Origin of the sequence: Devosia sp. WQ 349K1, assembly GCF_016595685.1 — a bacterium.
Classification (GTDB): domain Bacteria; phylum Pseudomonadota; class Alphaproteobacteria; order Rhizobiales; family Devosiaceae; genus Devosia.
In genome coordinates this window covers 146886-172522 of sequence record NZ_JAENGO010000002.1, presented here as the reverse complement: position 1 = coordinate 172522, position 25637 = coordinate 146886, and the positions used below count along the sequence as shown (strand labels likewise).

28 protein-coding genes and 1 riboswitch are annotated in these 25637 nt (G+C 58.0%); of the genes, 10 read left to right on the top strand and 18 right to left on the bottom strand.

Features of this window, described 5'->3' with window-relative positions:
• Positions 1 to 5 precede the first annotated feature (5 nt).
• From JHL21_RS06045 to JHL21_RS06025, 5 genes are read right to left on the bottom strand one after another with little or no spacing between them, the layout of a single operon-like run.
• On the bottom strand, positions 6 to 1142 hold the full coding sequence (locus JHL21_RS06045) for a succinylglutamate desuccinylase/aspartoacylase family protein (RefSeq protein WP_169195748.1): 1137 nt from the start codon (positions 1140 to 1142) through the stop codon (positions 6 to 8).
• Positions 1143 to 1146: 4 nt separating this feature from the next.
• Positions 1147 to 1884 carry an ABC transporter permease subunit gene (locus tag JHL21_RS06040; protein WP_182394242.1) on the bottom strand — a complete coding sequence of 246 codons (738 nt, stop codon included), beginning with the start codon at positions 1882 to 1884 and terminating at the stop codon, positions 1147 to 1149.
• Positions 1881 to 2693 carry an ABC transporter permease subunit gene (locus JHL21_RS06035; protein WP_169195746.1) on the bottom strand — a complete coding sequence of 271 codons (813 nt, stop codon included), beginning with the start codon at positions 2691 to 2693 and terminating at the stop codon, positions 1881 to 1883. Before JHL21_RS06035 ends, JHL21_RS06040 begins: the two co-directional genes overlap by 4 nt.
• 60 nt (positions 2694 to 2753) lie before the next feature.
• The gene (locus JHL21_RS06030; protein ID WP_169195745.1) at positions 2754 to 3503 is read right to left on the bottom strand and encodes a transporter substrate-binding domain-containing protein; all 750 of its coding nucleotides are present in this window, start codon (positions 3501 to 3503) and stop codon (positions 2754 to 2756) included.
• 48 nt (positions 3504 to 3551) lie between these two features.
• Positions 3552 to 4349 (bottom strand): ABC transporter ATP-binding protein, encoded by a 798-nt coding sequence (locus JHL21_RS06025; protein WP_200212509.1) that lies wholly within the window; start codon positions 4347 to 4349, stop codon positions 3552 to 3554.
• A 155-nt stretch (positions 4350 to 4504) separates the two neighbouring features.
• On the opposite strand from JHL21_RS06025, the gene JHL21_RS06020 reads away from it, so the two are divergent.
• On the top strand, positions 4505 to 5296 hold the full coding sequence (locus JHL21_RS06020; protein ID WP_200212508.1) for a YdcF family protein: 792 nt from the start codon (positions 4505 to 4507) through the stop codon (positions 5294 to 5296).
• 32 nt (positions 5297 to 5328) lie between these two features.
• Here JHL21_RS06020 and JHL21_RS06015 read toward each other — a convergent pair whose 3' ends face one another.
• Together JHL21_RS06015 and JHL21_RS06010 are read right to left on the bottom strand one after the other, a co-directional pair.
• Positions 5329 to 5496, bottom strand: a complete 168-nt coding sequence (locus tag JHL21_RS06015) for a DUF1328 domain-containing protein (protein WP_169195742.1) — start codon at positions 5494 to 5496, stop codon at positions 5329 to 5331.
• 116 nt (positions 5497 to 5612) lie between these two features.
• A complete protein-coding gene (locus tag JHL21_RS06010) occupies positions 5613 to 6407 on the bottom strand; it encodes a response regulator (RefSeq protein WP_169195741.1) in 795 nt (264 codons plus the stop codon).
• A 150-nt stretch (positions 6408 to 6557) separates the two neighbouring features.
• On the opposite strand from JHL21_RS06010, the gene JHL21_RS06005 reads away from it, so the two are divergent.
• A complete protein-coding gene (locus JHL21_RS06005) occupies positions 6558 to 6776 on the top strand; it encodes a NepR family anti-sigma factor (protein ID WP_169195740.1) in 219 nt (72 codons plus the stop codon).
• 4 nt (positions 6777 to 6780) lie between these two features.
• Positions 6781 to 7335 carry an RNA polymerase sigma factor gene (locus JHL21_RS06000; protein ID WP_169195739.1) on the top strand — a complete coding sequence of 185 codons (555 nt, stop codon included), beginning with the start codon at positions 6781 to 6783 and terminating at the stop codon, positions 7333 to 7335.
• Here the strand turns inward: JHL21_RS06000 and JHL21_RS05995 are convergent.
• Positions 7332 to 7499 carry a hypothetical protein gene (locus JHL21_RS05995; RefSeq protein WP_200212507.1) on the bottom strand — a complete coding sequence of 56 codons (168 nt, stop codon included), beginning with the start codon at positions 7497 to 7499 and terminating at the stop codon, positions 7332 to 7334. The two genes, JHL21_RS06000 and JHL21_RS05995, sit on opposite strands and share 4 nt — an antisense overlap.
• On the opposite strand from JHL21_RS05995, the gene JHL21_RS05990 reads away from it, so the two are divergent.
• Together JHL21_RS05990 and JHL21_RS05985 are read left to right on the top strand one after the other, a co-directional pair.
• Positions 7498 to 8862, top strand: coding sequence for a sensor histidine kinase (locus tag JHL21_RS05990; protein WP_200212505.1), 1365 nt, complete (start codon positions 7498 to 7500; stop codon positions 8860 to 8862). The genes JHL21_RS05995 and JHL21_RS05990 overlap by 2 nt on opposite strands.
• Before the next feature lie 13 nt (positions 8863 to 8875).
• Positions 8876 to 9769 carry a diacylglycerol kinase family protein gene (locus JHL21_RS05985; protein WP_200212504.1) on the top strand — a complete coding sequence of 298 codons (894 nt, stop codon included), beginning with the start codon at positions 8876 to 8878 and terminating at the stop codon, positions 9767 to 9769.
• Positions 9770 to 9774: 5 nt separating this feature from the next.
• Here the strand turns inward: JHL21_RS05985 and JHL21_RS05980 are convergent, their stop codons facing one another.
• The 6 genes from JHL21_RS05980 to JHL21_RS05955 form a co-directional block, all read right to left on the bottom strand.
• Positions 9775 to 10197: a hypothetical protein gene (locus JHL21_RS05980; protein ID WP_200212502.1), complete on the bottom strand. Its 423-nt coding sequence runs from the start codon at positions 10195 to 10197 to the stop codon at positions 9775 to 9777.
• 5 nt (positions 10198 to 10202) lie between these two features.
• Positions 10203 to 10559, bottom strand: a complete 357-nt coding sequence (locus JHL21_RS05975; RefSeq protein ID WP_169195734.1) for a YqjD family protein — start codon at positions 10557 to 10559, stop codon at positions 10203 to 10205.
• Positions 10560 to 10753: 194 nt separating this feature from the next.
• The gene (locus tag JHL21_RS05970; RefSeq protein ID WP_169195733.1) at positions 10754 to 10912 is read right to left on the bottom strand and encodes a DUF3309 family protein; all 159 of its coding nucleotides are present in this window, start codon (positions 10910 to 10912) and stop codon (positions 10754 to 10756) included.
• Between the two features lie 36 nt (positions 10913 to 10948).
• The gene (locus JHL21_RS05965; RefSeq protein WP_169195732.1) at positions 10949 to 11116 is read right to left on the bottom strand and encodes a hypothetical protein; all 168 of its coding nucleotides are present in this window, start codon (positions 11114 to 11116) and stop codon (positions 10949 to 10951) included.
• Positions 11117 to 11230: 114 nt separating this feature from the next.
• Entirely contained in the window at positions 11231 to 12817 is a 1587-nt protein-coding gene (locus JHL21_RS05960; protein ID WP_367948162.1) for an FGGY-family carbohydrate kinase, read from the bottom strand.
• A 106-nt stretch (positions 12818 to 12923) separates the two neighbouring features.
• Complete coding sequence (locus JHL21_RS05955; RefSeq protein ID WP_182394234.1) at positions 12924 to 13706, bottom strand: FadR/GntR family transcriptional regulator; 783 nt, start codon at positions 13704 to 13706, stop codon at positions 12924 to 12926.
• Between the two features lie 424 nt (positions 13707 to 14130).
• On the opposite strand from JHL21_RS05955, the gene chvE reads away from it, so the two are divergent.
• The 4 genes from chvE to JHL21_RS05935 all read left to right on the top strand — a co-directional run bounded on the left by chvE (position 14131) and on the right by JHL21_RS05935 (position 19289).
• On the top strand, positions 14131 to 15189 hold the full coding sequence (gene chvE, locus JHL21_RS05950) for a multiple monosaccharide ABC transporter substrate-binding protein (RefSeq protein ID WP_248306614.1): 1059 nt from the start codon (positions 14131 to 14133) through the stop codon (positions 15187 to 15189).
• Between the two features lie 151 nt (positions 15190 to 15340).
• Complete coding sequence (mmsA, locus tag JHL21_RS05945) at positions 15341 to 16873, top strand: multiple monosaccharide ABC transporter ATP-binding protein (RefSeq protein WP_200212499.1); 1533 nt, start codon at positions 15341 to 15343, stop codon at positions 16871 to 16873.
• Positions 16870 to 18144, top strand: coding sequence for a multiple monosaccharide ABC transporter permease (mmsB, locus tag JHL21_RS05940; RefSeq protein WP_200212492.1), 1275 nt, complete (start codon positions 16870 to 16872; stop codon positions 18142 to 18144). Before mmsA ends, mmsB begins: the two co-directional genes overlap by 4 nt.
• Before the next feature lie 368 nt (positions 18145 to 18512).
• Positions 18513 to 18592: riboswitch (ZMP/ZTP riboswitch) on the top strand.
• A gap of 16 nt (positions 18593 to 18608) precedes the next feature.
• Positions 18609 to 19289, top strand: coding sequence for a DJ-1/PfpI family protein (locus JHL21_RS05935; protein WP_200212490.1), 681 nt, complete (start codon positions 18609 to 18611; stop codon positions 19287 to 19289).
• On the opposite strand, the gene JHL21_RS05930 is transcribed toward JHL21_RS05935, so the two are convergent.
• Positions 19286 to 19666 carry a GFA family protein gene (locus JHL21_RS05930; protein WP_200212488.1) on the bottom strand — a complete coding sequence of 127 codons (381 nt, stop codon included), beginning with the start codon at positions 19664 to 19666 and terminating at the stop codon, positions 19286 to 19288. The two genes, JHL21_RS05935 and JHL21_RS05930, sit on opposite strands and share 4 nt — an antisense overlap.
• A 9-nt stretch (positions 19667 to 19675) precedes the next feature.
• On the bottom strand, positions 19676 to 20377 hold the full coding sequence (locus JHL21_RS05925) for a DNA helicase (RefSeq protein WP_200212486.1): 702 nt from the start codon (positions 20375 to 20377) through the stop codon (positions 19676 to 19678).
• A gap of 214 nt (positions 20378 to 20591) precedes the next feature.
• On the opposite strand from JHL21_RS05925, the gene JHL21_RS05920 reads away from it, so the two are divergent.
• Positions 20592 to 21602, top strand: coding sequence for an NAD(P)-dependent oxidoreductase (locus JHL21_RS05920; protein ID WP_200212484.1), 1011 nt, complete (start codon positions 20592 to 20594; stop codon positions 21600 to 21602).
• A gap of 3 nt (positions 21603 to 21605) precedes the next feature.
• Here the strand turns inward: JHL21_RS05920 and JHL21_RS05915 are convergent, their stop codons facing one another.
• Both JHL21_RS05915 and JHL21_RS05910 read right to left on the bottom strand, forming a co-directional pair.
• Positions 21606 to 22448, bottom strand: coding sequence for an alpha/beta fold hydrolase (locus JHL21_RS05915; RefSeq protein WP_200212482.1), 843 nt, complete (start codon positions 22446 to 22448; stop codon positions 21606 to 21608).
• Positions 22449 to 22508: 60 nt separating this feature from the next.
• Entirely contained in the window at positions 22509 to 25628 is a 3120-nt protein-coding gene (locus JHL21_RS05910; RefSeq protein ID WP_169195723.1) for an efflux RND transporter permease subunit, read from the bottom strand.
• Positions 25629 to 25637 lie beyond the last annotated feature (9 nt).

Sequence of the window (25637 nt, the reverse complement as noted above, 5' to 3'; positions counted from 1 at the left end):
TGTGTTTAGTCTTCGAGAAGGTAACCGCCAGCGCGGCTGGGGAGGACTTCCTTGCCTACGATCTTGGCGATGGACGCACCTGCTGGCACATACTTGGCCATGACGCGGGACAGCACAAAGCCATCTGCACTGGTGGTGATTGGCGTGCGGGCGATAAAGGCCTCGGGGCCGTCCATGGCGATGAGATCGGCGATCACGTCGCCCTTCTTGACTTCATCGCCCAGCTCGACGCGATAGGCGAGAAGGCCCGGGCGGTCTGTGCGCAGAACCTCTGTCGCTTCAAACGGCACGAAAGCGGGTGCTGGCGTAGCGGGATTAACAGTGTCGTTGATCAAGCCGCGATCACAGAAGAAGCCATAAAGACCATTAGCGTCCTTGCTACCGATGTGATCGAACACGTCGGCTTGGCCGCGATATTCGAGGGTCGCGGTTTCAGCGGCCATCGGGATCGGCAGGCCTGGATTGGCGGCCTGTGCCTTACGATAGAGGTTCGGGAGCACTTCGTCGAAAGAGCCGCCGCCGCTGTCTTCAGCGGTCAGCGTTGCCGCCACACCCATACGATCTGCCAAAGTCTGAAGGCCGGTCATCTCGGGCGAAGTGAAGATATGTTGGAGACTATCGTCATCGCAATGCAGGTCGAGCACGATGTCCGCGTCATGCGCGGACTTCATGACCAGAACCCGCAGCTTCTGGTTTGCGGTGAGTGGGATTTGGCTGTCGAGCCATTCACCAACTGCAGCACGCAAAGTTTTGACGTTCTCAGCGCCGCTCGTTCCGAGCTTGCCAGCGACGTTGTCCGCAATCGCCGGATAAAGGTCTGGCCAACGGCGGTTGAAGTTGATGCCACTGCCGAGATCATAGCGACCGATGTGACGGCGCAGGACGCGCGTGTCGAGACCGAGCGGATTGACCGACGGGAAAATTACAAAGCGTGCGTTGAGCTTTCCGTTGGCGTCAGCATCACGCAGCATGGGCAGCAGGTGATGGAGCGCCATGGTGCCGGGCTGTTCATCGGCATGCATGGCGGCTTGAAGATGCACCTTGGTCTCGGCGGTTTCAGGACCGACGGTGTACCAATAAAGCGTGGTTGAGTGGCCAGGCGCATCGCCGGCCACGACAGTGGAGTGCTGCTGGAAAGTCATGTTCTTAGCGGAACCATTTGGGCGCAAAACGAAGGCCCGGCTGGGAGGGGAGGTGGCGCATGAGGCGCTGATAAATCACGCCAAAGATGGCGAAGATAACCAGCGAGACAGCGAGGAAGATAACGGCTGCTGCCGAAAAATGGAGGAAGGCGTTGAAGTCGCGTTCGACAAAATCCTTGGCGGTGAGCATGAGCTCACGCTGACCGCTCAGCACAGGCACGGCGAAATAAACAATGGCTGTCGCGTGGAACAGGAACACCACCTCATTGGTATAGGCGGGCCAGGCGAAGCGGATCATGTTGGGCCAGATGACGCGACGGAACTGCTGGGAACGGCTCATTCCATAAGCGCGGGCGGCTTCAATCGCGCCCTTGGGAACGGCTCGCAAAGCGCCGTAGAAAATCTCGGCGGTGTAAGCAGCGGTATTGATGGTCAGGACCAGCGGCGCAATAAACAGCGGGTGCAGCACAAAACCGGAAATGCCCAAAGGGCGCCAGACGCTCAGGTTCAGCGACAGCGCCAGAGAATAGAACATGAAGAACTGGATGAAGAGCGGCGACCCTCGGAAGGCGTAGATAAAGCCGCGCGACAAATGGTTGATCAGCTTATTGGGCGAGGCTTTGCCAAGTGCGAGAAGCACCGCGAACCCGAAGCCAAGTGGGATCGATGCGGCAGCAAAGTACAGATTGTACAATACAGCCGGGGCCATCACGATCACGTCGTCGATGAATTCCTGGATCATGCCGCCACCTCGCTGAGAATCCCACGACCAGCCTTGCGCATAATCGCTTCAAACACGCGTTCGGAAACCCATGTAACCAGGATGTAGAAGAGGAAGAGGACGAGGTAATACCGCCAGCGCCAATCGTCGTGGACTAACCCTACAGCGGGTAGGAAATTTGGCGCACCCAAACGATCAGCCCAGAGCACGATATCGGCAATCTGCAGGAGCGAGAGCAGCGAGGTTGCTTTTACGAGCAACAGCCAGACGTTCGAGAGGCCGGGCAGGGCATAGACCCACATCTGGCGGACATGCACGCGCCACAACACCTGGCTTGAGGACATGCCAAAGGCACGCGCCGCTTCAAGCTGGCCATGGGGCACGGAGCGCATCGCCCCGTGAATGACGTTGGTCGCGAACGCGCCATAGACGAGGCCAAGGGAAACGCTAGCGAGCAGCAGGTATTCGGTGGTGCCCAGGAACCAGTTAGCTTCCTTACACGGAGGCCAAGGTGCGTTCTGCGCGGCGATCATGTCGGCGCTACACACTTGGGTCGAGATGAACCACTCTACGCCCTGCTCGAAGGCGAGCGGGAAGAAGAGGAAGAAGAGGATGTCTGGGACGCCGCGAACGATAGCGGAGTAGGTGGACCCAATCAGACGGAGCGGTAGAAAGCGCGAGCTTTTCAGCGTCGCGCCAGTTAGCCCGAAGACAACAGCAAGCGCCCCACCGAGCAGGGCTGCAATAACGGTAAACTGAAAGCTGGCGTACCAGGTCATGTGCTTACCGTTGGTGAGGTAGGCGACCCAGAATGCAAAGTCTTCGAACATATGGGAATCTCTAAAAGGCCTTTCCCGATGGCGGGAAAGGCCGATGTTGGGCTTTAAGCCTTATTCAGCGAAATATGGGCCGTGGCCTTCAAACCACTTCGCAATGATGGTGTCGACGGTGCCGTTCTTCTTCAGAGCGGTGATCGCGTCATCAACCTTGGTCTTGATTTCGGAATCCTTGCGGACGCCAGCGCCAACGCCGCCACCGATGAGCACGTTTTCGCCCTTGAATTCGATCGCGCCGCCAGAAGCTGCAACGACTGGTTCAAGATAAGCGCCGTCGGCGAGGATGGTGTCGATGTTGCCTGCTGCAAGATCGGCCATCGCCTGGTCGGCGGTCGCAAAGGTGATGATGGTGTTGTTGGCCGCGTGATGTTCTTCGGCATAGCCAGCCTGAATGGTGCCGCCCTGAACGCCAACGCGGGCGCCGGAGAGGTTGGCATAATCAAGCTCGGTCGCTGCCATAGCAACATACTTGGACGGATCTGGCGGGAAGTAGTTCTGGGTGAAGTCGATCGTCTTGAGACGCTCTTCAGTGATCGACATGCCAGCCATGATCAGGTCGTAGTTGCCAGCGAGCAGGTTCGGGATGATCGAATCCCAGTCGTTTAAGATCCACTCGCAGGTGAGACCTGCTTCAGCGCAGATTGCATTGCCCAGCTCGATTTCAAAACCGGCAGCATTGCCGTTGTCATCGAGGAAGTTCCAAGGTGCATATGCACCTTCAGTTGCGATACGGACGGTTTCCTGTGCGGAGACCGCGCCGGTTAGCGCAAGTGCGGCAACGGCGGCAAACATAATTTTCTTCATAACGCTCTCTCCTATAATTCTTGGTTTTTGCCTTAAGTCCAATCCTCGTCAGTCGTGGTTCGCTGCGTTGAGGAATTGTTTAAGACGCGCCGACTTGGTTGCACCAAACACCTGATCAGGTGTTCCCTCTTCCTCGATTAGCCCTTGATGCAGGAAGATCACATGGTCGGAAACCGACCGTGCGAAATCCATATCGTGGGTCACAAGGATCATGGTGCGCCCCTCGTCAGCGAGAAGCTTGATCACGCGTAGTACTTCAACACCCAACTCCGGATCGAGAGCCGAGGTGGGTTCGTCAAACAGCATGACGCGCGGGTTGATGCACAGTGCGCGCGCAATTGCAGCGCGTTGTTGCTGGCCGCCAGACAGCTGCGATGGGTAAGCGTCCGCCTTAGCGCCGATGCCGACCTTGTCGAGCATGGCGCGAGCCTCTGCTTCTACTTCGGCGCGCTGACGCTTTTGAACGATCAAAGGGGCTTCCATGACGTTCTCAAGAACAGTCATGTGCGCCCAGAGATTGAAGGACTGGAACACCATGCCCAGTTCCGAACGGATGCGACGGATCTGATTTTCATCGCCGATACGGCGCGCATGGCCGTTGCCCACCAGTGAAATGACTTCACCACCAATGGCAACGTCACCTTGATTGGGCACTTCAAGCATATTGATGCAGCGCAGAAGCGTCGATTTGCCAGAGCCGGACGAGCCGATCAACGAGATGACCTGACCTTCATTCGCGGAGAACGAAACGCCTTTTAAGACCTCAAGTTCACCAAAGGACTTATGGATATTCCGCAGTTCGACAACGGCATTTGCCCCGTTCACAACGGGTTCGGCTTGACTCATACTGACCTTAGCCCCCGAAAGAGCCTTCCTGCTGACCGGTGATTGCTATTTTTGAAGGCACGCAATCTTGACCATTTGGTAGAAAACCAGAAGTCGGTGAGATAGCAAGTGAAAAAGGGTTCTTTACCCAAAGACGGTGTAGATCGGGGGTAGCGTTGTTCTTCCTGCTATCAAAGATTTTTTGGCTCATCGCTCAGCCATTAAGCATTATTTTGATACTCTTAGTCGCAGCGATGATCGGCACCTTCTTCCATAAGCGAAGGATGGCATTGAGCTTTATCGCCTCCGCGGTTGTATTCACGCTGGTTGCCGGTTTCTCGAACTTTGGTGCGGTTTTAATTGCGCCGTTAGAAAATAGATTCGAGCGGGCCGCGCTTCCGGACGATCTCGACACAATCCTTGTTTTGGGTGGCTCTACCTATGGGCGGATCAGCGCGGCGCGGGGCGTTTCGGAGCTGAATAGCGCAGGGGATCGGTTTGTCGAAGCTGTGACCCTGGCACAGCGGTTCCCTCAGGCTCAGATCGTCTTTAGCGGCGGGTCCAGGCTAATTGTAGCCGAAACCGAAACAGAGGCGGAATCGGCCGAACGCCTATTCGTTCAGCTCGGAATTGATCGATCGCGGCTAATTTTAGAAGGTGAGTCCCGGAACACGGCGGAAAACGCTGCGTTCACCGCAGACCAGCTTAAGAACAGCCGGGGCATCGCGCTGGTCACGTCAGCCTTTCACATGCCGCGATCTGTCGGTCTATTTCGCGCGGAAGGCATAGAGGTGCTGACCTGGCCGACCGACTATAGGAGTCCGGGCAATGAGAGTTTTGGGTTGGACCTGGCAAATCCGCTCCTCAACCTTGAGGTTCTTACCGTTGCCATGCGCGAATGGATTGGCCTTGTGGCCTACAAGGTTACAGGAAGAATTGGGGATATGCTGCCTGCGCCAAGGCAATAAAAAAAGCGGTGCCGGAGCACCGCCTTCTGAGATTAGGTTTTACGGCGCATCAGGCCGATGACCAGCGAGATGACGAGGAAGGCCAAGAACAGGAAGAACAGAATCTGCGCGATGCCCGCAGAGGCGCCTGCAATGCCGCCGAAGCCGAGCACGCCAGCGATAAGAGCGATAACGAGGAATACGAGAGCGTAGTACAGCATCTCAATCTCCAAAGTTTGAATTGAAATATAAACTGTTCCGCCGCTCTTCGAGTTCCGTTCGACAAAGAAAAAGGCCGGTATAACCCGGCCTTCTGCTTTAGATTTGATTTTGCAGTTTATGCTGCCGCTCGGGAACCTTCGTCAAAGAATAGGGCCTGACTGATCAATGCCTTGACCATGTCTGGGTTGAACGGTTTGGTGACGAGGAAGGTCGGCTCGGGACGTTCACCTGTGAGCAGCCGTTCTGGGAAGGCTGTGATAAAAATGACCGGCACGGACGCAGCGTTGAGAATGTCGTTTACCGCATCAATGCCCGAGCTTCCGTCAGCAAGCTGAATGTCTGCAAGGATCATGCGTGGCTTGGTGTCATTGAACATCGCCACAGCTTCTTTGTGGGTGCGGGCAATGCTGACGACTTTATGGCCGAGACTTTCAACCATCTGCTCAATGTCCATTGCGATGAGCGGCTCATCTTCAATGATCATAATCTCGGTCGCGACCTGACGGGAGATGTCGGTCGAGGCTTCGCGCAGGAGAACTGTGAACTCTTCAGCGCTCACATCCAGAATTTCTGCAGCCTGATCATTGGTAAAACCTTCGACTGCAACCAGCAAAAATGCCTGGCGCGGGCGCGGGGCCAAATTGGCAAGGTTAGACGCCGCACGCTGCTCCCAAATGAAACTGGAAACAGGCGATGGGATCGTAATGGCAGAAGAGGAGAACAAGGCCGAGAAGAGTTTGTAGATCGCTATGCGATCGCTAGACGCTTCTGGAAATAGGCTAATATCGGCAATCAGAGTTTCTAGAGTAGCGGCGACATAGGCGTCGCCAGAAGTTTGTGAGCCAGTCACTGCGCGCGAAAAACGACGGAGGTAGGGCAGGTGCGGCGCAATCCGCATAGATAGTGACATAGAAAATAGCTCCCCAGTGACGCTCGTGCAATCTTGCACTTTATCCTTAACGACCACGATAAAGGAAAGTTCCGATGTACTGGAACTTTTGCCCTATGTGTGCATTGGTAACTGTTAAATAGAGTAGTGCAAGACTGAACGGTCGGGTGAATGACAAAGGATAATCGTGTGACTCAGCCGAACATGCGAAAGCATGAGGGGCGGGTAGACGACGGGTTGGGGCCGAATTCCGATATTGGTTCGCGTTTGCGTGCTCTTTATGGAGCAGTGCAGGACGAGGGGGTTCCTGACCAACTTCTAGATTTACTAGAAAAACTTGATGAGGCCGAAAGGGCTCAAGCTGCTAGTGCCCAAACGGGTGGGGAGTAACCTCATGGCAGCCGAGACTCCCTCGTTTAAGAGAGAAATGCTGGCGACTTTGCCTAGTCTGCGCGCGTTTGCTGTGTCTTTGACCGGCAAGCACGATAAGGCTGACGACTTGGTGCAGGATACCGTTATGAAAGCGTGGGCGAAGCAGTCCAGCTTTGAGATGGGCACCAATATCAAGGCATGGCTTTTCACCATTCTTCGCAATGAATTCTATAGCCAGATGCGTAAGCGCGGCCGCGAGGTGCAAGATAGCGACGGTGCTTTTACCGAACGACTATCGGTGCATCCCTCGCAGTATGGCTCCATGGATCTTGAGGATTTCAAGAAGGCATTGGCGCAGCTGCCAGATGATCAGCGTGAAGCTGTTATTCTGATCGGCGCTTCTGGTTTCTCCTACGAAGAAGCGGCAGCCATCTGTGATTGCGCGGTGGGAACCATGAAGAGCCGGGTCTCCAGAGCACGGTCGCGCCTCACTGATATTCTCAAAGTCAGCGGCGAGTCTGACTATGGTCCGGATGCTGTTTCAGCGCAGGTGACATCAGGAAACCACTCGTTCTAGGGGTGAGTGAGGCACCTATTGCCATCTCTCTCGCCCTGAGCCTCAATACTGCCATTGATGTGATGCAAGGCCGTCTTGATGTCGGCCTTGAGCGGGGCAGTGGATTTGAATATCGGATCGGGGCCTTTGACGATGGAAACCAAGTCGGCAGAGACGAGACCCATGTTGCGCCCGCAAATGCGCAGGGTCGCTATTTGGTCGTCTTTGGCCTTGGTGTGCTTGGGCGTTGTGACGTCACTGCTTTTGTTGCGTGGCTTCGAGCGTCAGCTTGAAGATGTCACCAAGACCTTCGCTGTGCGGACATCGGCTAGCCAGTTGAGCCAATCGCTTGTCGAGGCGGAAGCGAACCAGCGTGGCTATCTGCTCACCGGCGATGAGCAATTTTATCAGGCGTATCAATCCGCTATCGCTGGCATTAGTGACGATGCCGACACTCTGCTGACCATGACAGAAGACGACCGCGCCCAACACGCGCGGCTTGAAGGCATTACGGGTTCCTTCGTGGGTAAGCTCGCCGAAATGCAGCGGGTTGTCGAACTCGCGCGGCTGAATGAAGGCGGGCAAGCGCTCAATCTCTTGGAGACTGGGCTCGGTGCGCGGTTGATGAGCGAGGTCACTCAGACGCTGGCGGACTTTGTGGCCGAAGAAGACGAAAAGCTCGCGCAGAGAAACGAGGCGATACGCCAGACGAGAAGCTTATCCGCTTTCGCGATGATTGCCGCAGTGTTCGCCTCGGTGGTGTTGGCCTATTCGCTACTGGCGCGCACGCAGCGCCAGGTGAGCCTTTTGGCGATGGAGCGGCATGGCCTGAAATCGCAGAACGAATTGCTTGAATCCGAGGTCGCGGAACGAACAAAGGTTATCGAAGAGGCGAAAACCCTTGCTGAAAAGGAACGGGAACGCGTCGAGACGCTTCTGCAGGATATGAACCATCGTATCGGCAATTCCTTGGCAACGGTCTCGTCTCTCCTCGCTTTGCAGGCAATGCGCTCTAACTCCGATAAGGTGAAGACTGCGCTTGAGGCAGCGCGTCAACGCGTCCATGCGATTGCTTCCGCGCATAGACGGTTGCGACTGGGTGATGATCTTGAAACCACGAGCGCGGCTGAGTTTTTGGGTGCGGTGGTCGAGGACATCGCCGACACCCAAGCGGACAGTGGGCGTGTCAGCATTTCCGCTGATATTGAACCTATCGAGGTTGGTGCGCGAGATGCAACGACCTTGGGTATTCTCGTCGGCGAATTGATTACCAATGCGCTCAAGCATGCGTTTCCCAATGGCCAGGGCGGGGCCATCATCGTCAAGCTTTACAAGGGTGATGATGGGATTGCTGTTCTTGACGTCGAGGACAATGGTGCCGGCCTGCAGAACGAAACGAGCGATGAGGGGCTTGGATCGGTTATCGTCAAGCAGCTCTCCAATCAGTTTGGCGGGGAACCGAAGTACATACGCCGCGATACCGGTGGTTTAACCGTGCGTATCACCATGCCGCAGCTGGGGCAGTTGCTCCACGGTCACGAGGCCTAGATTGCGCTTCCGCATGATCCTCAACCGGGATGGTGGAACGCTGAAAACCACAGACCTTGACGCTTTCACCGCGCTGGCGACGACCAATTTTGAGGCGGAAGGGCACAAGCTCGAGTGTGTGCAGGTCCGTGGCAATGAGGTCGAGGCGGCATTGCAGGCGGCCGCTGAGGACGATGGGGTGGACGGCATTATAGCGGGTGGTGGCGATGGAACGATCTCTGTCGCCGCAGCTGTGGCCTACCACTGCGGCAAGCCGCTGGGTGTTCTGCCAGCGGGGACAATGAACATGTTCGCGCGCGCCATAGGTGGGCCGATGGACCTGACGGCGGCGATTAGCGCTTTGGCTGCGGGGCGCATAGCCCATGTCGACGTCGCGACGGCCAATGGCCGACCGTTCGTCTTTCAGTTTGGTGTCGGCGTTCATGCGCGGCTGGTGCGGATCCGTAATTCGATGACCTATCATGGGCGGATCGGCAAAATGCTGGCGAGCCTGCGCGCGGTGTTTTCGTCAATGGTGAACCCGCCGCGCTTTGCGGTCGAAATCGAAACGGCGCAGGGCTTGGTGTCTCAGCATAGCTCTGGCCTGGCGGTATCCAACAACCCGGTTGGTGCCGGTGGACTGCCCGTGGCAGCGCGGCTCGATAGCGGCAAGCTCGGCGTCTACGTGGCTGGTGCCCTGACATCCAACGCGCTGTTGGGGCTTGTGAAAGATATCGTCACCGGACAATGGCGGGACAATCCATCTGTCACCGAGATTGAAGCGCGCAAGGTCGTGCTGACTTTTCCCAAGCGCAAACGCGGCGTGTTCGCCGTGATCGATGGGGAATTGATACCGCTGGAAGAGAAGGTGGTGCTCGAATTAAAACCACTGTCTCTGGCAATTGTTCAGCCAGCGACAGTGGTTTGAGACGGTTACTCTCGGTTCCGCAGCAGAGCTAGGGCACCGATAATAGCAGCAGGCAGCGCAAGCTTAGCCGCCATTGGTGCGCGCAAGATCATCGGCACAGCAGTGAGCGCTGCTGTAGTGATGAAGGCGCCGGTTTCACTGGACCGCCGACGCTGAGCGACCTTGCGCTTTTGCTGGTTCTTTCCAATCTGAGCGCCGAGCAATAGCGCCACTGCAAGCAGGACAAATAGGCCAGCGAGCAGGAGGGCGGCGATCACCGGGCTAAAGAGATCAGCAAGCGCCAGATAGGCTGCGACAAGCAGGAAGACGATAGCAATGGTCGAGAACAGGCCCAGCAGCCCATAAACGATTGCTGCCGCCTTTGCCTTGTCGGCAATGTTCTCTACCTCTAAGCCGAGTAGCGCCGCGAGGGGCGCTATCAGACCCATAAGGCTTACCGTGTCAGAAGGGCGAGGACGAAGCCAATACCCACTGCAGTCGCAACCGAAGTCAGTGGCTTTTCACGAATGGTGTCCTTGAGCTGCTTTTCATACTGCTCAGCCTGACCCTGGGCTTCGCCGATCAGGTCCTGGCCTTTGGCCTTGAGGTGTTCAAGTTCATTGGCTGCAGCGTCTTTAACTTCGTTCAGCTTGCCCTTGGCTTCTTCAGTCTTGCTGTTTGCCAGTTTACCAACAGTGTCCGTGATCGACTTAATGTCTTCGCGCAGTTGTGAAATCTGAAGCTCTAGTTCTGCTTCGCGCGTTGTGCTTTTCGCTTTGGCCGCTGCGGTGGTTACGTCTGAACTTGCCATAAATAATACTCCACTATGTGTGTGTACTAAACGCGAATGCTGGGTGTGGGTTCCGAAGGGGCCAATAAAGAATGATCCCGGCAAGACCGTTAGGTCGCCGGGATCATGGGCAAGACGGGCGGGGGCAATGCCGTCTTGCAACGGGCGGGCTCAAAGAGCCTGAGGGAAGTCTGCCCGTTTTTCGGTGTTCTTAGCTAAATTCGTCCCATCAGCAGCAGGATGATCACGACAACCAAAATCACGCCCAGAATGCCGGACGGGAAATAGCCAAAGTTACGCGAGTAGCCCCAATTGGGCAGAGCGCCGACCAGAAGCAAGATGAGAATAATAAGAAGTATGGTGCCTAGTGTCATAAGACCCTCCTAAGTGGCGCGAACGCAGCTCTGACCCTAGAGCAGCGCGACCAGCAAAATCGCGGCGACGACTAGGATGAGCGACGCCGGAAGAAGCGCGAAGGCAACGCTTTCAAGGCGGGATGGTTTCTCCGAAATATCGGAAGACCAGACTGCGGTGGTGCGACCTGCATCTTCGAGGGATTTGAGTTCGATATTCTGCATGATCGTATCTCCATAAACCGGCTTGGGGGGTACAAGACGGCTGCAGTCATCGGGGCTGCAGGGAGAACGAGACATAGCGAAATTAGTTCCGCTAATGTTTCCGGCACATAGTCCTTATGAGTAGGCATCTAGCTCGGCGCGATGCGCGAGCATTTTCAAGAAGATATCGTAGTCGCGAGAAAAAGCGGTTTCGTCGTTGCGGTGGGGTGTGTGGGCGGTGCCGGCTTGGTGCATCGCAATGGTCGCTTGCGCCAGGCCATCATATAGCCCAGCGGCATTCGCGGCGGCCATCGCCATGCCCAGGAGCGTTGCGTCTGGAGTGTTGGGCTCGATCACTGTGCAGCCGGTCGCCTCAGCGTAAAGCTCCATCAATAGTAGATTTTTGGTGTGACCGCCGATGACGTGGATCGTGTCAATCGCATAGGGGCCGGTGTTGATGGCGTCGAGAATGTGACGAATGCCTAGGGCTATGCCAACACATGTCCGCCAGTAGAGGCGGCAGAGGCTATCGAAGTCACTATCGAGGGTTAGCCCAGATATGACGCCCAGAGCATTTGGGTTTGCTAGGGGTGAGCGATTGCCATGAAAATCGGGGACGACATGAAGGCGCTTGGCGAAGTCGACACCCTCGATGGCGCGCAACTGCTGAACGCGATCAATAATGTCGCGATGACGCTCGGCTGTGGGGTCGCCGCCCGCAGCGTGCCAACGGACAATGTGATCGAGCAGGGCGCCGGAGGCCGATTGCCCACCTTCCATTTGCCAGTAGCCGCCTAGGATTGTTCCATGGTGAGGCCCCCAAACGCCCGGCGTGGGCGCGCGGTCGGGTGCCATGGTCATCACGCAACTTGAGGTGCCCGCAATTAGGGCGCAGTGGCGATTGAGGTCGAGTGGGGTACTTGTCAGCGGGCCAAGAGTGGCCAGCGCGCCTGAATAGGCATCAACGACGCCTGCGCCGACGTGGCATTTCGTGGTTAAGCCGAGCTCCGTCGCGGCCTTAGAGGTCAAGGGGCCCAGATCGCCCCCGACAGGGGTAGGATGCGGCGGGATGCTGGTGCGTTCGAAGATATCTTCAAGGCCGATTTGTTCAAAAAAGTCGTGCTGCCAGCCCGCTCCATCTCCGGATTGATAGGTCCATTTGGTGGCAAGGGTGCAGAGCGAGCGCTGATTTGAGCCAGTGGCCTTCCAAGAGAGAAAGTCTGCCAAATCAAAGATCTGTTTGGCGCGTGACCAAGATTGGGGCAGGTGACGCTTGAGCCACATCAGCTTCGGTACTTCCATTTCCGGCGACATCACGCCGCCGATGGAGGAGAGCACGCGGTGGCCCGTGCGGGTGCATTCTTCAGCCTCGGCAATGGCGCGATGGTCGAGCCAGACAATAGTATCCCAACGCGCGTTGCCATCAGGGGAAACCGTAACTGGCACGCCGTCTGCATCCCGGACGACCAGCGAACAGGTGGCATCGAAAGCGATGCCGACGACTGCGGCAGGATCGGCTTTGGCGTGATTGAGAATTGCCCTCACGGCCTGGCAGACAGAGGACCAAATTTCTTCGCTATCATGTTCTGCGTGATGGGCATCTGAGCGCCGCATCGAGATGGGGACTTCGTGGCGCGATAAAAGCTTGCCTGCTTTGTCGAAAAGCCCGGCGCGGGCGCTGCCTGTGCCGACATCGACGCTAATCAGAAGATCCTGTGACACGCCTTGCCCTCCGCTCCATCCGGCGCGGACCATAGCCCACGATAGGGTGTGGGGCTAGGCAGGAGCGTTAGCGCAGAGTTTGAGAAATCTTCTGTCGCTCAGAGGCTTATCGGGGCAGGTCGGTCTGGGTGGGGCGTAGATTGGTCATGCTGGCAAGCGCGGCGCGGATGTCGGATTCGGTGTCCTTGAGATGGACACGCATGGCCTCGCCTGCCGCGCGCCCATTGCCGGATCGAATGGCGTCGAGAATGAGCTGATGGGCATTTATCGTGTCTTGGATCGTGTGGCCGCGTGCGGCCTGGCCGTGACGGCTGATGCGAACGCCATTGCGCAGGGGGCCGGACATGGCCTCGAACAGATAGCCTAAAACGCGATTGCCACTGGCGAGGGCAATGGCCTCGTGAAAGGCAATATCAGCATTATGAAAATCGGCTTCTGCGTCCGGACTGTCGGAGGCGGCAGACTGGCGCATGCGCTCCAAAGTGGTTTCGATCGCGGTCAGCCCGGCGCGATTGACGCGCTTGGCAGCAAGAGTGGCGGATTGCATTTCTAGCGAGAAACGCACCTCGACGAGGTCGAAAAGCCCCTTGCTATCATTGTGCAATATGGCCGTGAGGAAATCAGCGAAGACCGAACCATCTGGCTCGCGCACAACCGCGCGCCGTCCTCGCGCCAAGTCCAGCAGGCCGCGGCCGGCCAAGAGTTTGACCGCCTCGCGGATGGTGAGGCGCGACACGCCATAACGTGTTGCTAACTCGGCTTCGCTGGGCAGGCTCGCGCCGGGCACCATCTGCGTCAGGATCATGTCTGCCAGATCGCGAGCGACGGAATCTGCGGCGCTGACAGTGGCATCGCTCGGCGCGGGCGATGGCGCGTTATTATCAAACATATCAGATACCTTTGATCTGTTTCACATCCTGACTACCGTATAATCTGGCTATGACCGCGGCAGAACCCGGACGTTAGTCTGAGAATTTTTTCCGATCAAGCAAGCGTTCCAATTTTCTTCTGGGTTCGAAAAAATATTCTGAAGCGCGTGTGGGGACTTTACAGAAGCTATCAGATTGCACTAGCTTTCCGGCCATGAGCAGAGGAGGGCTCAACAGGCGCATGTCGCCTGCACCGGAGGAATTCATTGGCACCGTGGTTTGCGTCGGACGCAGGCCCCCGTTTGCGCGCTATTTGGCGCGCGGGATGCCTTTGCATGGCGAGGAGCCGGCAAAGCTGCGCCAGAAATCATCCGGCTCCTAAGTCGTGACCATAAACAGTCATCTCGAAAATTAGGGAGTCGAGACGTGAAGGTTCGTAACTCAATTCTGGCACTCGTTGGTGCTGCTGTTCTTTCGACCACTGCGCTGTCGGGCGTTTTCGCTCAGGACAAGGGCTCGGTTGGTATCGCTATGCCGACCCAGTCGTCTTTGCGCTGGATCTCGGACGGCAATGAACTCAAGGGTGCGCTTGAAGGCATGGGCTACACCGTCGATCTGCAGTACGCAGAAGACGATATCCCGAACCAGCTCGCGCAGATCGAAAACATGGTCACCAAGGGCGTCGACGCTCTGGTTATCGCTTCGATCGACGGCACCACGCTTTCCGCTGTTCTGCAGCAGGCTGCTGATCAGGGCGTCAAGGTTGTTGCCTATGACCGTCTGATCCGCGAAAGCGGCAATGTTGACTACTACACCACTTTCGACAACTTCCAGGTTGGTGTTTTGCAGGCGAACAGCCTTGTAAAGGGCCTCGAAGAACGCTTTGCAGACCAGAAGCCTTGGAACGTTGAACTGTTCGGCGGCTCGCCAGACGACAACAACGCTTTCTTCTTCTACGACGGCGCGATGTCTGTTCTGCAGCCACTGATCGACAGCGGTGACGTTGTTGTTAAGTCCGGCCAGCAGGGCATGGACGTTGTTGGTACCCTGCGTTGGGACGGTGCTGTTGCACAGGCTCGCATGGACAACATTCTGTCCGCTAACTACTCCGATGGCTCGATCGTACACGGCGTTCTGGCACCATACGATGGTCTGTCGCGCGGTATCATCTCCTCGCTCCGTGGCGTTGGCTATGGCTCTGGCGACCTGAAGTGGCCAATCGTGACCGGTCAGGACGCTGAAGTTCCTTCGGTTAAGGCGATCATCGCTGGCGAACAGTACTCGACCATCTTCAAGGACACCCGCGAACTGGCTCAGTACACCGCGCAGCTCCTCGACACCGTTATCGGTGGCAGCGAGCCAACCGGCCTCGACACCACCACCTATGACAACGGCGTCAAGGTTGTGCCTTCGATCCTGCTGACCCCATACGAAGTTGACGCGAACAACTACGAAGAACGCGTTATCGCTTCCGGTTACATCAAGGCCGAAGAACTCCAGTAAGCTTTAAACGGATGGAAAGGCCCGGCTTTGTCCGGGCCTTTTCAATCCTTGTGAGCGAGCGAAGAGAGGCGGAGCCTTAGGGCCCCGCCATATGACTTGGCACAGCACTGGCGTCTGGCGGGGCGCTGTGGCTCTAAATCATAGGGTCAGCATGACCAAAACTATTCTGGAGATGCGCAGCATCACCAAGACATTCCCGGGTGTGAAGGCGCTACAGGACGTCAATCTGGACGTTCGTGAAGGCGAAATTCACGCCATCTGCGGGGAAAATGGGGCCGGTAAATCCACCCTGATGAAGGTTTTGAGCGGGGTCTATCCGCATGGCTCATACGAAGGCCAGATCGTTTATCAGGGACAGGAACAGCAATTCCGGTCCATCCGCGACAGCGAACACAAGGGCATTGTAATCATCCACCAAGAGCTTGCTCTGGTGCCCCTTTTGTCCATCGCAGAGAATATTTTCCTCGGCAATGAAGTGGCCAAGAGCGGCGTTATCGACTGGGACGAAACCCGCGATGGCGCGCGTAAACTGCTTGGCATGGTCGGCCTATCGGAAGACCCAGATACGCTGATCACCAATATCGGCGTGGGTAAGCAGCAGCTGGTGGAAATTGCCAAGGCGCTGTCCAAGCGCGTGCAGCTTCTTATCCTTGACGAGCCGACAGCGTCGCTCTCGGAAAAAGACAGCCAAGCGCTGCTCGATCTGCTGCTGGAATTCAAAAAGCAGAACATCACCTCCATTATCATCAGCCACAAACTCAATGAGATTTCGCGCGTGGCGGACCGCGTAACGGTTATTCGCGACGGCAAGACCATCGAGACGATGGATACGCAGGATATTACCGAGGACCGGATCATCACCTCCATGGTGGGCCGCTCCCTTGAAGATCGCTATCCGGCCCGGCAGACCCATGCTGGTGAGGTTATTCTCGAAGTTAAAAACTGGAATGCCTACCACCCTCAGCATCGGGATCGGCATGTCATCAAGGACGTCAATATCACCCTGCGCAAGGGTGAGGTCGTTGGTATTGCAGGCTTGATGGGTTCGGGTCGTACCGAATTTGCCATGAGCCTCTTTGGTAAGTCCTGGGGGCAGAAAATCTCCGGGCAGGTAACCAAAAACGGCCAGCCCATTGATATTTCGACCGTTGGTCGCGCGATTGCCTGCGGCATCGCCTATGCCACGGAAGACCGCAAAACCTATGGTCTCAACCTCATCGATCATATCAAGAACAACACCACGATTGCCAATTTGACGGGCGTTTCTCGCCTCGGGGTGATTGACGATCTGGCCGAGCTGGACGCGGCCAATGACTATCGCAAGAAAACCAATATCCGCTCCTCGAGCGTCTATCAGGTGACGGGTAATCTTTCGGGCGGCAACCAGCAAAAGGTTGTGCTGTCCAAATGGCTTTTCGCCAATCCAGACGTGCTGATTTTGGATGAGCCGACCCGCGGCATCGACGTGGGCGCGAAATATGAAATCTACACCATTATCAACCAGCTGGCGTCACAGGGGAAAGCTATCCTCGTGATCTCTTCGGAAATGCCCGAACTGCTGGGGATCACGGACCGCCTCTACGTGATGAATGAAGGCCGCATCGTTGGCGAAATGCCGACCAGCGAAGCCAGCCAAGAAAAGATCATGCGCTCTATCGTGCGCGCCGAAGGAAAAGCATCATGACCACAGACACCGCACCAACTGGAGCTGCAGCGCCTGCACAGGGCCAAGAGCTGACCCTCGTCGGAGCATTGAAGGCCAATATGCGGGACTACGGCCTGCTGCTGGCGCTGATCCTGATCATGCTTTTCTTCCAATATTTCACCAATGGCGTGCTGTTTAAGCCGGTGAATTTGACCAATATTATCCTGCAGAACAGCTATATCATCGTGATGGCGCTGGGCATGTTGCTGGTGATCGTCGCGGGCCATATCGATCTTTCGGTCGGCTCAGTCTCAGGTTTTGTCGGGGCTTTGGCGGCGATGCTGATGGTGGGGTGGAAGTTCCCGCCAGAGTTGGCATTCCTCGCGAATCCGATTGTTGCCGGGGCGATCTGTCTGGTTGTCGGTGCCGCTATCGGCGCGGCACAGGGCTATATTATTGCCTATCACCGCGTTCCGGCATTTATCGTGACGCTGGCGGGCATGCTGATCTTTAAGGGCCTGTCGCTGGCCATTCTCGCGGGTAAGTCGGTTGGTCCGTTCCCTGCAGAATTCCAGATGCTGTCGGCTGGTTTTATCCCTGACTTGATTGGGCCTTTGACCACGCCATTTATCGCCGAGAACGGCAAGCCGGTTGTGCTGCACACCACCACTATGGTGATCGCAATCGTGGCTATTGTGGCGATGATGTTCTTCAGTCTGCGCACGCGGTCGCGTCGCATTGCGCGCGGCTATGTGGTTGAACCCTTTAGCCTCTTCATCATCAAGAACGTGGTGATCGCGGCGCTGGTGCTGTTCTTCGCCTATATGCTGGCGTCCTATCGCGGCCTGCCAAACGTGCTAGTGGTTATGGGTATCCTGATCGCGGGCTTTGTATTCCTGACCAAGAAGATGACCTTTGGTCGTCGTATTTATGCGATTGGCGGCAATCTCAAGGCCGCAGCGCTTTCGGGCATCAAGACCGAACGCACCACCTTCTATATCTTTGCAATCATGGGCGCTTTGGCGGCTCTGGCCGGCATGATCTATGCTGCGCGTCTCAACTCGGCGACGCCGAAGGCGGGGCAGGGGCTGGAGCTCGACGTGATCGCGGCGGTGTTCATCGGCGGCGCTTCGGCGCTGGGTGGTGTCGGTCAGGTGGCGGGCGCGGTGATTGGTGCCTTCATCATGGGCGTGATGAATAACGGCATGTCGATCATGGGCGTGAACATCGATTGGCAGCAGATGATCAAGGGCGTGGTGCTGCTCGCAGCGGTGTTCTTCGATCTCTACAACAAGAACCGCTCGGCCTGATTTTAGCTGGCGGCGAAGCGTTAGAAACCGGGGCGAGAGTCCCGGTTTTTCGTTGAGTTTTTGGCTGTGGCGTCCATTGGCCTCGATGTGGCTTTTGGCTGGCACTTTTGGGCACGTGGCTGGGCGGCAAGTGGGCGCAAAAAGGCCTCGCGTGGCATGCGTTCATGCCGAAAGATGAGCGATTGCAAACTCGTTTCGGGCGTGACTTTGAGGAGGGGTAATGGGCGCTAGTGTTGTTGAAATGGCGCGGGGACCAGAATAGGGGCTGCAGGGAGCGAGGGGATAGCTTGGTGTCGCCGAGAGTGGCGATGCGCGACGGACGCACAGGCAGTTTTTGTTTGCGCAGTGGTTGGGATGGTGCAACTCTGAAGCCGTTGCGTGACTGGCGAAACGATGGATCACCATCAGGGAGCGCGACCGGGAAACGCCGTTCGCCTGGGCAAATCTTTGGAGGAGGATTTGCCATGCATATCACTATGCTCATTTACCCCGGACTGACCCAGCTCGATCTGACTGGACCATTTGAAGTTTTTGCACGCGTTCCGGGCGTCACCATTGATCTCGTTTGGAAAGATTTGGAGCCGCTGCGGTGCGGCTCTGGACTGACGCTGACGCCGACCGCGACTTTCGCCGATTGCCAGCGCACCGATGTGTTGTTCGTGCCCGGCGGGCCGGGACAATTGGCGCTGATGTATGACGATACGGTGTTGGCGTTTCTGCGCGAACGCGCGGAAAAAGCGCAATATGTCACCTCGGTTTGCACGGGGTCATTGGTCTTGGCGGCGGCGGGCCTGCTCATGGGCTATCGAGCAACGTGCCATTGGCTGTCACTGGATCAGCTCGCGCTGATGGGCGCTGATCCGGTGGCGGAGCGTGTCGTGACTGACCGCAATCGCATTACCGGCGCGGGTGTAACATCGGGGATCGACTTCGCTCTGGCGTTTGTGGCGCGGGTGTTTGGCGAGGACCGCGCGCGCATTATCCAACTCGGCATGGAATATGATCCCGCGCCGCCCCTGTCCGGAGGTTCGCCAAAGACAGCGCAGAGAGCGGACGTTGAGGCGATCATTGAAAGTGCGGCGCCATTTCAGCAGAGACGCGAAGAGGCCGCGCGCAAAGCCGGGGCGCGGCTTGGGGCGCGTTAGTGTTGGTTTTGAGGGAGGCCGTCGGTGATGTCGTAGTAGTCGCCTTTTTCGGCGGTGAAGATGTGTTGCGCCAGTTTGGTGTGGGTAGGGCCGTCAAAGGCACCCATGAAGATGCCGATCCAACCGAGATGGACGGGATCAAAGAACAGGGCTGAACCGCAGGTGCCGCAAAAGCCGCGACGGACTTTTTCCGAGGAGTGATACCAGCGCAAATTCTCCTCGCCCGTCACGCTGAGGGCGGATTTGGGCACATCGGTTCCTGCCTCAAAATGCCCTGTCTGCTTGCGGCACTGAATGCAGTGGCAGGCGGTGGGCGGGGCGAGGGGCGCTGAGACTGAAAACTGGATAGCGCCGCAGAGGCAGGAGCCTTTGTGCATGGTTTCCCCCTAGGGCTGGACCGTCTGGAAGGTGACGGAGCCCTTGTTCAAAAAGGCTCCCACGCTGAAGAGGTGCGGTGCGATTGGGTTGGGCAGGCGCAGATCATCGATGTCGGGAAAGCGTTTGTCGCTATCGTCAAAGGCGCGGTCGATCTGGCTGATGAGGCAGATGATGGCGCTGTGATCTTGCGCTGCGGTTTTGAGTATTTCCAATTGCGTGCCCAGATCGGGCTTGCTGCGCTGGTGATCAAGGGCCTGCATATAGTCGATGAGGATAAACGAAGGGCGACCGGCTTGGGCGAGGTCGTCAGCAATGGTCTGAGCGCTCACCTCGTCCGAGCAGTTCAGCGCAATGGCGTCGTCCGCGTCCTCAGTGGTGAGGTGATTGCGCAATTCGGCTTCGGTAAACTCAAAGCTATAAATTTTGGTCCAGAGCCCGGCGCGCGCTGCGAGGCGGGACAGGTCTAGGGCGAAGCGGGTTTTGCCTTGGTTGCGGCGTGCCGCAATAAGGGTCAGGTCGCCCGGTGACATCAGCGCAAAAAATTGCTCAGGCGGCGTGAGCTGCGGGTTTTGGGCGATCAATAAGGACCAGCGGGCAAAACCGTTTTGTTGGGCAATGGTGTCGAGTGCCACATGCAAGGGAACTGCGTTGTCACGCGACATCGCCTTGGCTTGGCGACGCAGGCGAGAGACGGATTGGGTAAGCTTCATGGTCAAACCTCATGGCTAGAGCGAATGAAGCAACCCCTCCTTATGCAACCGCTCGAGCGATGTGTTTGCTCAAAATTGCGGCCCTACAGGTGACTGCTTACCCATTGGAGGGGGGCGGCATGGGCTTATGCCGTGCACGAAGATTAGCGGGAAGCTCTCGATTTTGCAAAGGGGGCGGACTCGTGGTCGAGTGGCGAGAGATGGGGAGCGGCTAATGCGCAAAGCAGTGGTGATCGGGGGGACGGGGCAGATCGGGCGGCGCGTAGCGGCGGACTTGGCCAAAGATGGCTATGCGGTAAGCGTGACCCATCGCGGCGGGCATGGATTTCCGCAAGAACTGAGGGCGATTGGGGTGACAGCGGTGGTGCATGATCGGTCGCGTGAGCCGCTTGCTCCGGTGATCGCGGGGGCAGATCTGGTTGTAGATGCCATCGCCTTTGGCCCCGAGCATGGCCGCCAGCTTTTGGCAGCGCGGCACGACGTCGGCAGATTTGTGGTCATCTCCTCGGCGAGTGTTTATTGCGACGCGCAGGGGCGTTCACTCGATGAGGCACAGGAAAACGGATTTCCTGATCTGCCCGAGGCAATGGTCGAAAGCCAGAGCGTGTTGTCGCCGGGTGATGAGAATTACTCCACGCGCAAAGTGGCGTTGGAGCATGTGTTGCTTGGGGCGCAGGACGCCCGCGTGACGATTTTGCGCCCCTGCGCCATCCATGGGGTCGGCTCGGTCAATCCGCGCGAATGGTGGCTGGTGAAACGTCTGCTCGATGGGCGAACGCGAGTGCCATTGGCCTTTGCTGGGAAGAGCCGATTTCACACGACATCAGTCGACAATATTTCGGCAGTGGTGCGGTTGGTGGCGCTAGGGGATGCACCGCGTATTCTCAATGTTGGCGATGCCGCCTGTTTGAGCGTGCAGGAGATTGGCGCTGTGATCGCGCAGGCGCTGGGGAGCGCGGTGGAGTTTGTTGACTCTGGTGACGACTATCCGAGTACCATCGGGGGGACGCCTTGGTCGGTGCCAGCGCCTTTTATGATTGATAGCGGCGCGGCGATTGCCATCGGTTACCAGCCAAAGAGCTATGCTGAGAGTATTGGGCCGGTGATCACGTGGCTGGCGCATCTGCATCAGGCGGGTGGCTGGGAAACCATGTTCCCAGCCTTTGCCAAGGCAGAGCACAACCCGTTCGACTACGCGGCCGAGGATGCGTTTCTCGCGGCCTAGCGCCTAACCATTTTCACGCACGTGGGTGGTGATGGCGGTGAGGAGGGTTGGGAAGGCGTGGGTGGGGAGTTCGTGGCCGGTGTTGGCCAGAACGGTGAGTTTGGCGTGGGGGATGTGATGGGCGAGGGCTTCGCCGTTGGGAAGGGGGAGGAGCGGATCAAGCTTGCCGTGAATGACCAGCGTGGGGAGGGCGATGCGCTTATAGGCACCGGTCCAATCGCGCGCCGTGGTAAGGCTGGCGTGGTTGAACATGGAAGGCACGGACGGCGCGTAATCGAGGAGGCGTTCGACATCGGCGCGGGCGAGCGCTGGATCGAAGGGGGCTTTGCCGGTTGAGAGGCGCTGGATTTCGACGAGGAAGGCGATGACGTCTTCCCGGGTGGACCAGTCGAGGTCTGCAAGGCCGCCGAAATGGGCAAAAAATTCGGGCGGCAAGGTGGGCAGTTCGGCTCCATCCCAGCCGAGAGGTTCGGCGGCGATGAGGGTGATGGACGCCAGCTCTGGTGGGGGATTGGTGGCGATCATCTGGGTGATGAAACCGCCCAAGGACATGCCGACGAGATGATAGCGCGTGAGCTTAAAAGCGCGGGCGATGGCGAGGACGTCGGTGACGAGGTCTTCGACTGTGTCGGCAGTGGTGCCGAAGGGGCGGGATGTGGAGCGACCGGTGTCGCGGTGGTCAAAGCGGATGACGTAATGACCGGAGGCTGCCAGCCCTTCACACATTGCATCGGGCCAGCCGAGCTTGGAGGTGGTGGCGCCCATGACGAGCAGGATGGCCGGATGGTCGGGAGACCCGAAACTTTCAGTTTCGAGCGTGATGGCGCCGTTTTGGACGGATAGCATGCGGCCTCCTTGCTTTGGGGCGTCTACGGTTGCCCATAAACGCCCCTAAGGCAAGAAGGGTTACTCTGCCGGAGTGGGCTCCGGCAGATCATTGGCTTCGTCCAGCTCGCGCTCAAGACGGGCTTCTTCTTCAACCTTTGGCTTGGAGAAGCGAGCGAGAAGCTTATAGGCGACCGGGGTGAGGTAAAGCGTGGCGACCGATGCGATAGAGAGGCCGCCAACGATGACCCAACCCAAGGCCGCACGGGCTTCGGCACCAGCACCAGTGGCCACGACCAAAGGAACGCCGCCCAAAATGGTGGCGATCATGGTCATGAGAACGGGGCGCAGGCGGATGTTGGAGGCTTCTTCGATCGCCTCGTTGACCGACATGCCACGATCTCGCAGCTGATTGGCGAACTCGACAATAAGAATGCCGTTTTTCGCCATGATGCCGACAATCAGCACCAGACCGATCTGTGCGAAGATGTTTGACGAGCCGCCAGTGAGCTGAATGGAGTAGATGCCAGCAGCGACGCCGAGCGGCACGGTGGTCATGACGATGATCGCGCTCCAGAAGCTTTCGAACTGCGCGGCCAGCACCAGAAGGATGATGATCAGCGCAAAGCCGAAGGTGAGGGCGAGAGCGTTGTTCGCCTGACCCAAGGTTTTGGCTTCTGCCATCGGCAGGATCGACTGGCCGTTTTCGAGGAGCGGGGTGGCGATGCGCTGGAGCTCGGCATAAGCGTCGCCCATCGCAAGGCCGTCTTCAAGGCTGGCTGTGACGTTGACTGCGCGGCGCTGTTCTTCGCGGCGAAGCGAAGGGGGAACCGGTGCTTCGGTGATGGTGGCGATGGTTGAGATCGGCACGAAACGCCCGTCGCCGGTTTTGACGAAGAGGGATTCGAGATCCTTAGGGTCATTGACCGGATTGGTGGTCGATACCATGCGCACCGAATAGGAGGTGTCGTTGATGAAGATCGAGCCGACTTCGGAGCCGTCGATCATCGCCTGCATGGTGGCGGCGAGGCCATTGATGTCGATGCCCAAGGCATCGGCGCGCTGGCGGTCGATGGTGAGGGTCAGCTGAGGCTGGGTGGTGTCATAGCCGACGGTGACGCGGCCGAAACGACCATCTTCCTCAAGAGCTTTGGAAATGGTCTGGGCCGTGGCTGCCAGTTCGGCATAGTCGGAACCAGCAACAGCAAATTGCAGACCAGAACCGCCGCCGCGAATGCCAAGGCTATTGCCCTGACGAATGCCGCCACGAACGCCCGGAACCTGCGCGAGCAGACCGTTGATCTCCGTGGCGATCTGAGCCTGCGACCGCTCACGATCTTTCCAATCGGCGAGGGTGAGGGTCATGAAGCCGCCATTGCCCCAGCCGGACAGAACGAAGAGCGAGGTTGCTTCGCCGCTTTCGAGATAGGGCGTGAGCATGGCTTCGACCTGACCCAGACGGGTGCGGACGAAATCAAGGCTGGCGGTGTTGGGGGCCGAGACGTTGACCGAAATCATCGAGCGGTCTTCGGGCGGGGTGATTTCCTGACGAAGGCCGGTGAAGACGAAGACGGAGGCGACGGCGAAGAGGGCGGCAATGACGATGACAACCAGCGGGTTGTTCAGCGCCATGCGCAGCGAGCGACGGTAGAAGCCCGCGAGGAGGCCGCCCAGCTTGCCAACGGCGCCGTGGGATTTGTGCTCGGACGATTTGAGGAGGCGCGAGGCCACCATGGGTCCCATGGTGAGCGCCACCACTGAGGAGAGCAGCACTGCGATGGCGAGGGTAAAGCCGAACTCGCGGAAGAGGCGGCCGGTCTGACCGTCGAGGAAGGAGAGCGGGACAAAGACTGCGGCGAGCGTGAGGGTGGTTGCGACGACGGCGAAGAACACTTCCTGCGTGCCAAGCACGGCTGCGGCGCGGGGGCCTGCGCCCATGTGTTTGCGCCGGACGATGTTTTCGAGAACGACGATGGAGTCGTCCACCACCAGACCCGTGGCGAGTACGAGGGCGAGCAGGGTGAGGATGTTGAGCGAGAAACCTGCGGCATACATGCCTGCGACCGCGCCGAGGAGGGCGATGGGCATGGAAATGGCGGGCACAATGGTGGCGCGCCAATCGAGCAGGAAGAGGAAGATGATGGCAATGACCACCACCAGCGCCACAATGAGCGCGATTTCTACTTCGTGCAGCGCGCCCTTGATGAAGACGGCTTCGTCGCTGGAAATCTTTACAGTGACCCCAGCGGGCAGGGTTTCGTTGAGCGTTGCAACGGCGGCGTGGACGCCTTCGGAAATGGTGATGGCGTTGGACTGGGCCTGACGCACAATTCCCAGGCCAATGCCGGGGCGACCATCGGCGCGGATGGAGGAGGTGCTGGCGGCGGCGTCGAAAACGACGGTGGCGACATCGCCAAGCAGGGTCTTGTTGTTGCCGACGGGGAGCTTTTCGAAGTCTGCGGGGCTTGTGACTTCGGAAATGGCGCGGACGGCGATGTTCTGATTGGGGCCGTTGATCGAGCCAGCAGGGGTGTCGAGCGCGATGGTGGAGACCGCCGCGCGCACGTCGGCGACGGTGAGGCCGCGGCTGGCAAGCTTGATCGGATCGACGTCGATTTCAAAGCTCGAGGTGCGGGTGCCGTACACCTGCACTTCGGCAACGCCATCAACGGCGGCGAGGCGCTCGGAGATGATGTCGTCGACAAGGGTCGAGAGTTCGGCCGTGGTCAGATTGTCGGAGGTGACGGCGAGCTGAATTACCGCCTGTGCGTCGCTGTCGGCCTTGAAAATGGTTGGCTCGTTGGCGTCGTCAGGCAGATTGCGAACGGCACGGGAGAGGGCGTCGCGCACGTCGGATGTGGCGGTATCGAGATTGGTGCTCTCGGAAAATTCGAGCGTGACGCGGCTCTGGCCAACCGAAGAGGATGAGGAAATCGAGGTGACGCCCTGGACGCGGGCAACCGCACCTTCGACGATAGCGGTGATCTCGCGGTCCACCGTCTCGGCGGCGGCGCCGGGGAAGCTGGTGGAGATGGAGAGGACGGGCTGTTCGACACGCGGCAGCTCGCGCACTTCAATGCCCAGAAGCGCGGCGAGGCCCGCAACGACGATGAGGGCATTGATAACGATGGCCAAGACGGGGCGTTTGACGAAAAGGGTGGCGAGTGCGCCGCCCCTCTCATTCTTCTTCTCGATCGACATGGCGTCCCT

Coding starts and splice junctions, on each gene's coding strand:
- JHL21_RS06045 (WP_169195748.1), bottom strand. CDS start 1,142: ATGACTTTCCAGCAGCACTCCACTGTCGTGGCCGGCGATGCGCCTGGC.
- JHL21_RS06040 (WP_182394242.1), bottom strand. CDS start 1,884: ATGATCCAGGAATTCATCGACGACGTGATCGTGATGGCCCCGGCTGTA.
- JHL21_RS06035 (WP_169195746.1), bottom strand. CDS start 2,693: ATGTTCGAAGACTTTGCATTCTGGGTCGCCTACCTCACCAACGGTAAG.
- JHL21_RS06030 (WP_169195745.1), bottom strand. CDS start 3,503: ATGAAGAAAATTATGTTTGCCGCCGTTGCCGCACTTGCGCTAACCGGC.
- JHL21_RS06025 (WP_200212509.1), bottom strand. CDS start 4,349: ATGAGTCAAGCCGAACCCGTTGTGAACGGGGCAAATGCCGTTGTCGAA.
- JHL21_RS06015 (WP_169195742.1), bottom strand. CDS start 5,496: ATGCTGTACTACGCTCTCGTATTCCTCGTTATCGCTCTTATCGCTGGC.
- JHL21_RS06010 (WP_169195741.1), bottom strand. CDS start 6,407: ATGTCACTATCTATGCGGATTGCGCCGCACCTGCCCTACCTCCGTCGT.
- JHL21_RS06005 (WP_169195740.1), top strand. CDS start 6,558: ATGACAAAGGATAATCGTGTGACTCAGCCGAACATGCGAAAGCATGAG.
- JHL21_RS06000 (WP_169195739.1), top strand. CDS start 6,781: ATGGCAGCCGAGACTCCCTCGTTTAAGAGAGAAATGCTGGCGACTTTG.
- JHL21_RS05990 (WP_200212505.1), top strand. CDS start 7,498: ATGTTGCGCCCGCAAATGCGCAGGGTCGCTATTTGGTCGTCTTTGGCC.
- JHL21_RS05995 (WP_200212507.1), bottom strand. CDS start 7,499: ATGGGTCTCGTCTCTGCCGACTTGGTTTCCATCGTCAAAGGCCCCGAT.
- JHL21_RS05985 (WP_200212504.1), top strand. CDS start 8,876: ATGATCCTCAACCGGGATGGTGGAACGCTGAAAACCACAGACCTTGAC.
- JHL21_RS05980 (WP_200212502.1), bottom strand. CDS start 10,197: ATGGGTCTGATAGCGCCCCTCGCGGCGCTACTCGGCTTAGAGGTAGAG.
- JHL21_RS05975 (WP_169195734.1), bottom strand. CDS start 10,559: ATGGCAAGTTCAGACGTAACCACCGCAGCGGCCAAAGCGAAAAGCACA.
- JHL21_RS05970 (WP_169195733.1), bottom strand. CDS start 10,912: ATGACACTAGGCACCATACTTCTTATTATTCTCATCTTGCTTCTGGTC.
- JHL21_RS05965 (WP_169195732.1), bottom strand. CDS start 11,116: ATGCAGAATATCGAACTCAAATCCCTCGAAGATGCAGGTCGCACCACC.
- JHL21_RS05955 (WP_182394234.1), bottom strand. CDS start 13,706: ATGTTTGATAATAACGCGCCATCGCCCGCGCCGAGCGATGCCACTGTC.
- mmsA (WP_200212499.1), top strand. CDS start 15,341: ATGACCAAAACTATTCTGGAGATGCGCAGCATCACCAAGACATTCCCG.
- mmsB (WP_200212492.1), top strand. CDS start 16,870: ATGACCACAGACACCGCACCAACTGGAGCTGCAGCGCCTGCACAGGGC.
- JHL21_RS05935 (WP_200212490.1), top strand. CDS start 18,609: ATGCATATCACTATGCTCATTTACCCCGGACTGACCCAGCTCGATCTG.
- JHL21_RS05930 (WP_200212488.1), bottom strand. CDS start 19,666: ATGCACAAAGGCTCCTGCCTCTGCGGCGCTATCCAGTTTTCAGTCTCA.
- JHL21_RS05925 (WP_200212486.1), bottom strand. CDS start 20,377: ATGAAGCTTACCCAATCCGTCTCTCGCCTGCGTCGCCAAGCCAAGGCG.
- JHL21_RS05920 (WP_200212484.1), top strand. CDS start 20,592: ATGCGCAAAGCAGTGGTGATCGGGGGGACGGGGCAGATCGGGCGGCGC.
- JHL21_RS05915 (WP_200212482.1), bottom strand. CDS start 22,448: ATGCTATCCGTCCAAAACGGCGCCATCACGCTCGAAACTGAAAGTTTC.
- JHL21_RS05910 (WP_169195723.1), bottom strand. CDS start 25,628: ATGTCGATCGAGAAGAAGAATGAGAGGGGCGGCGCACTCGCCACCCTT.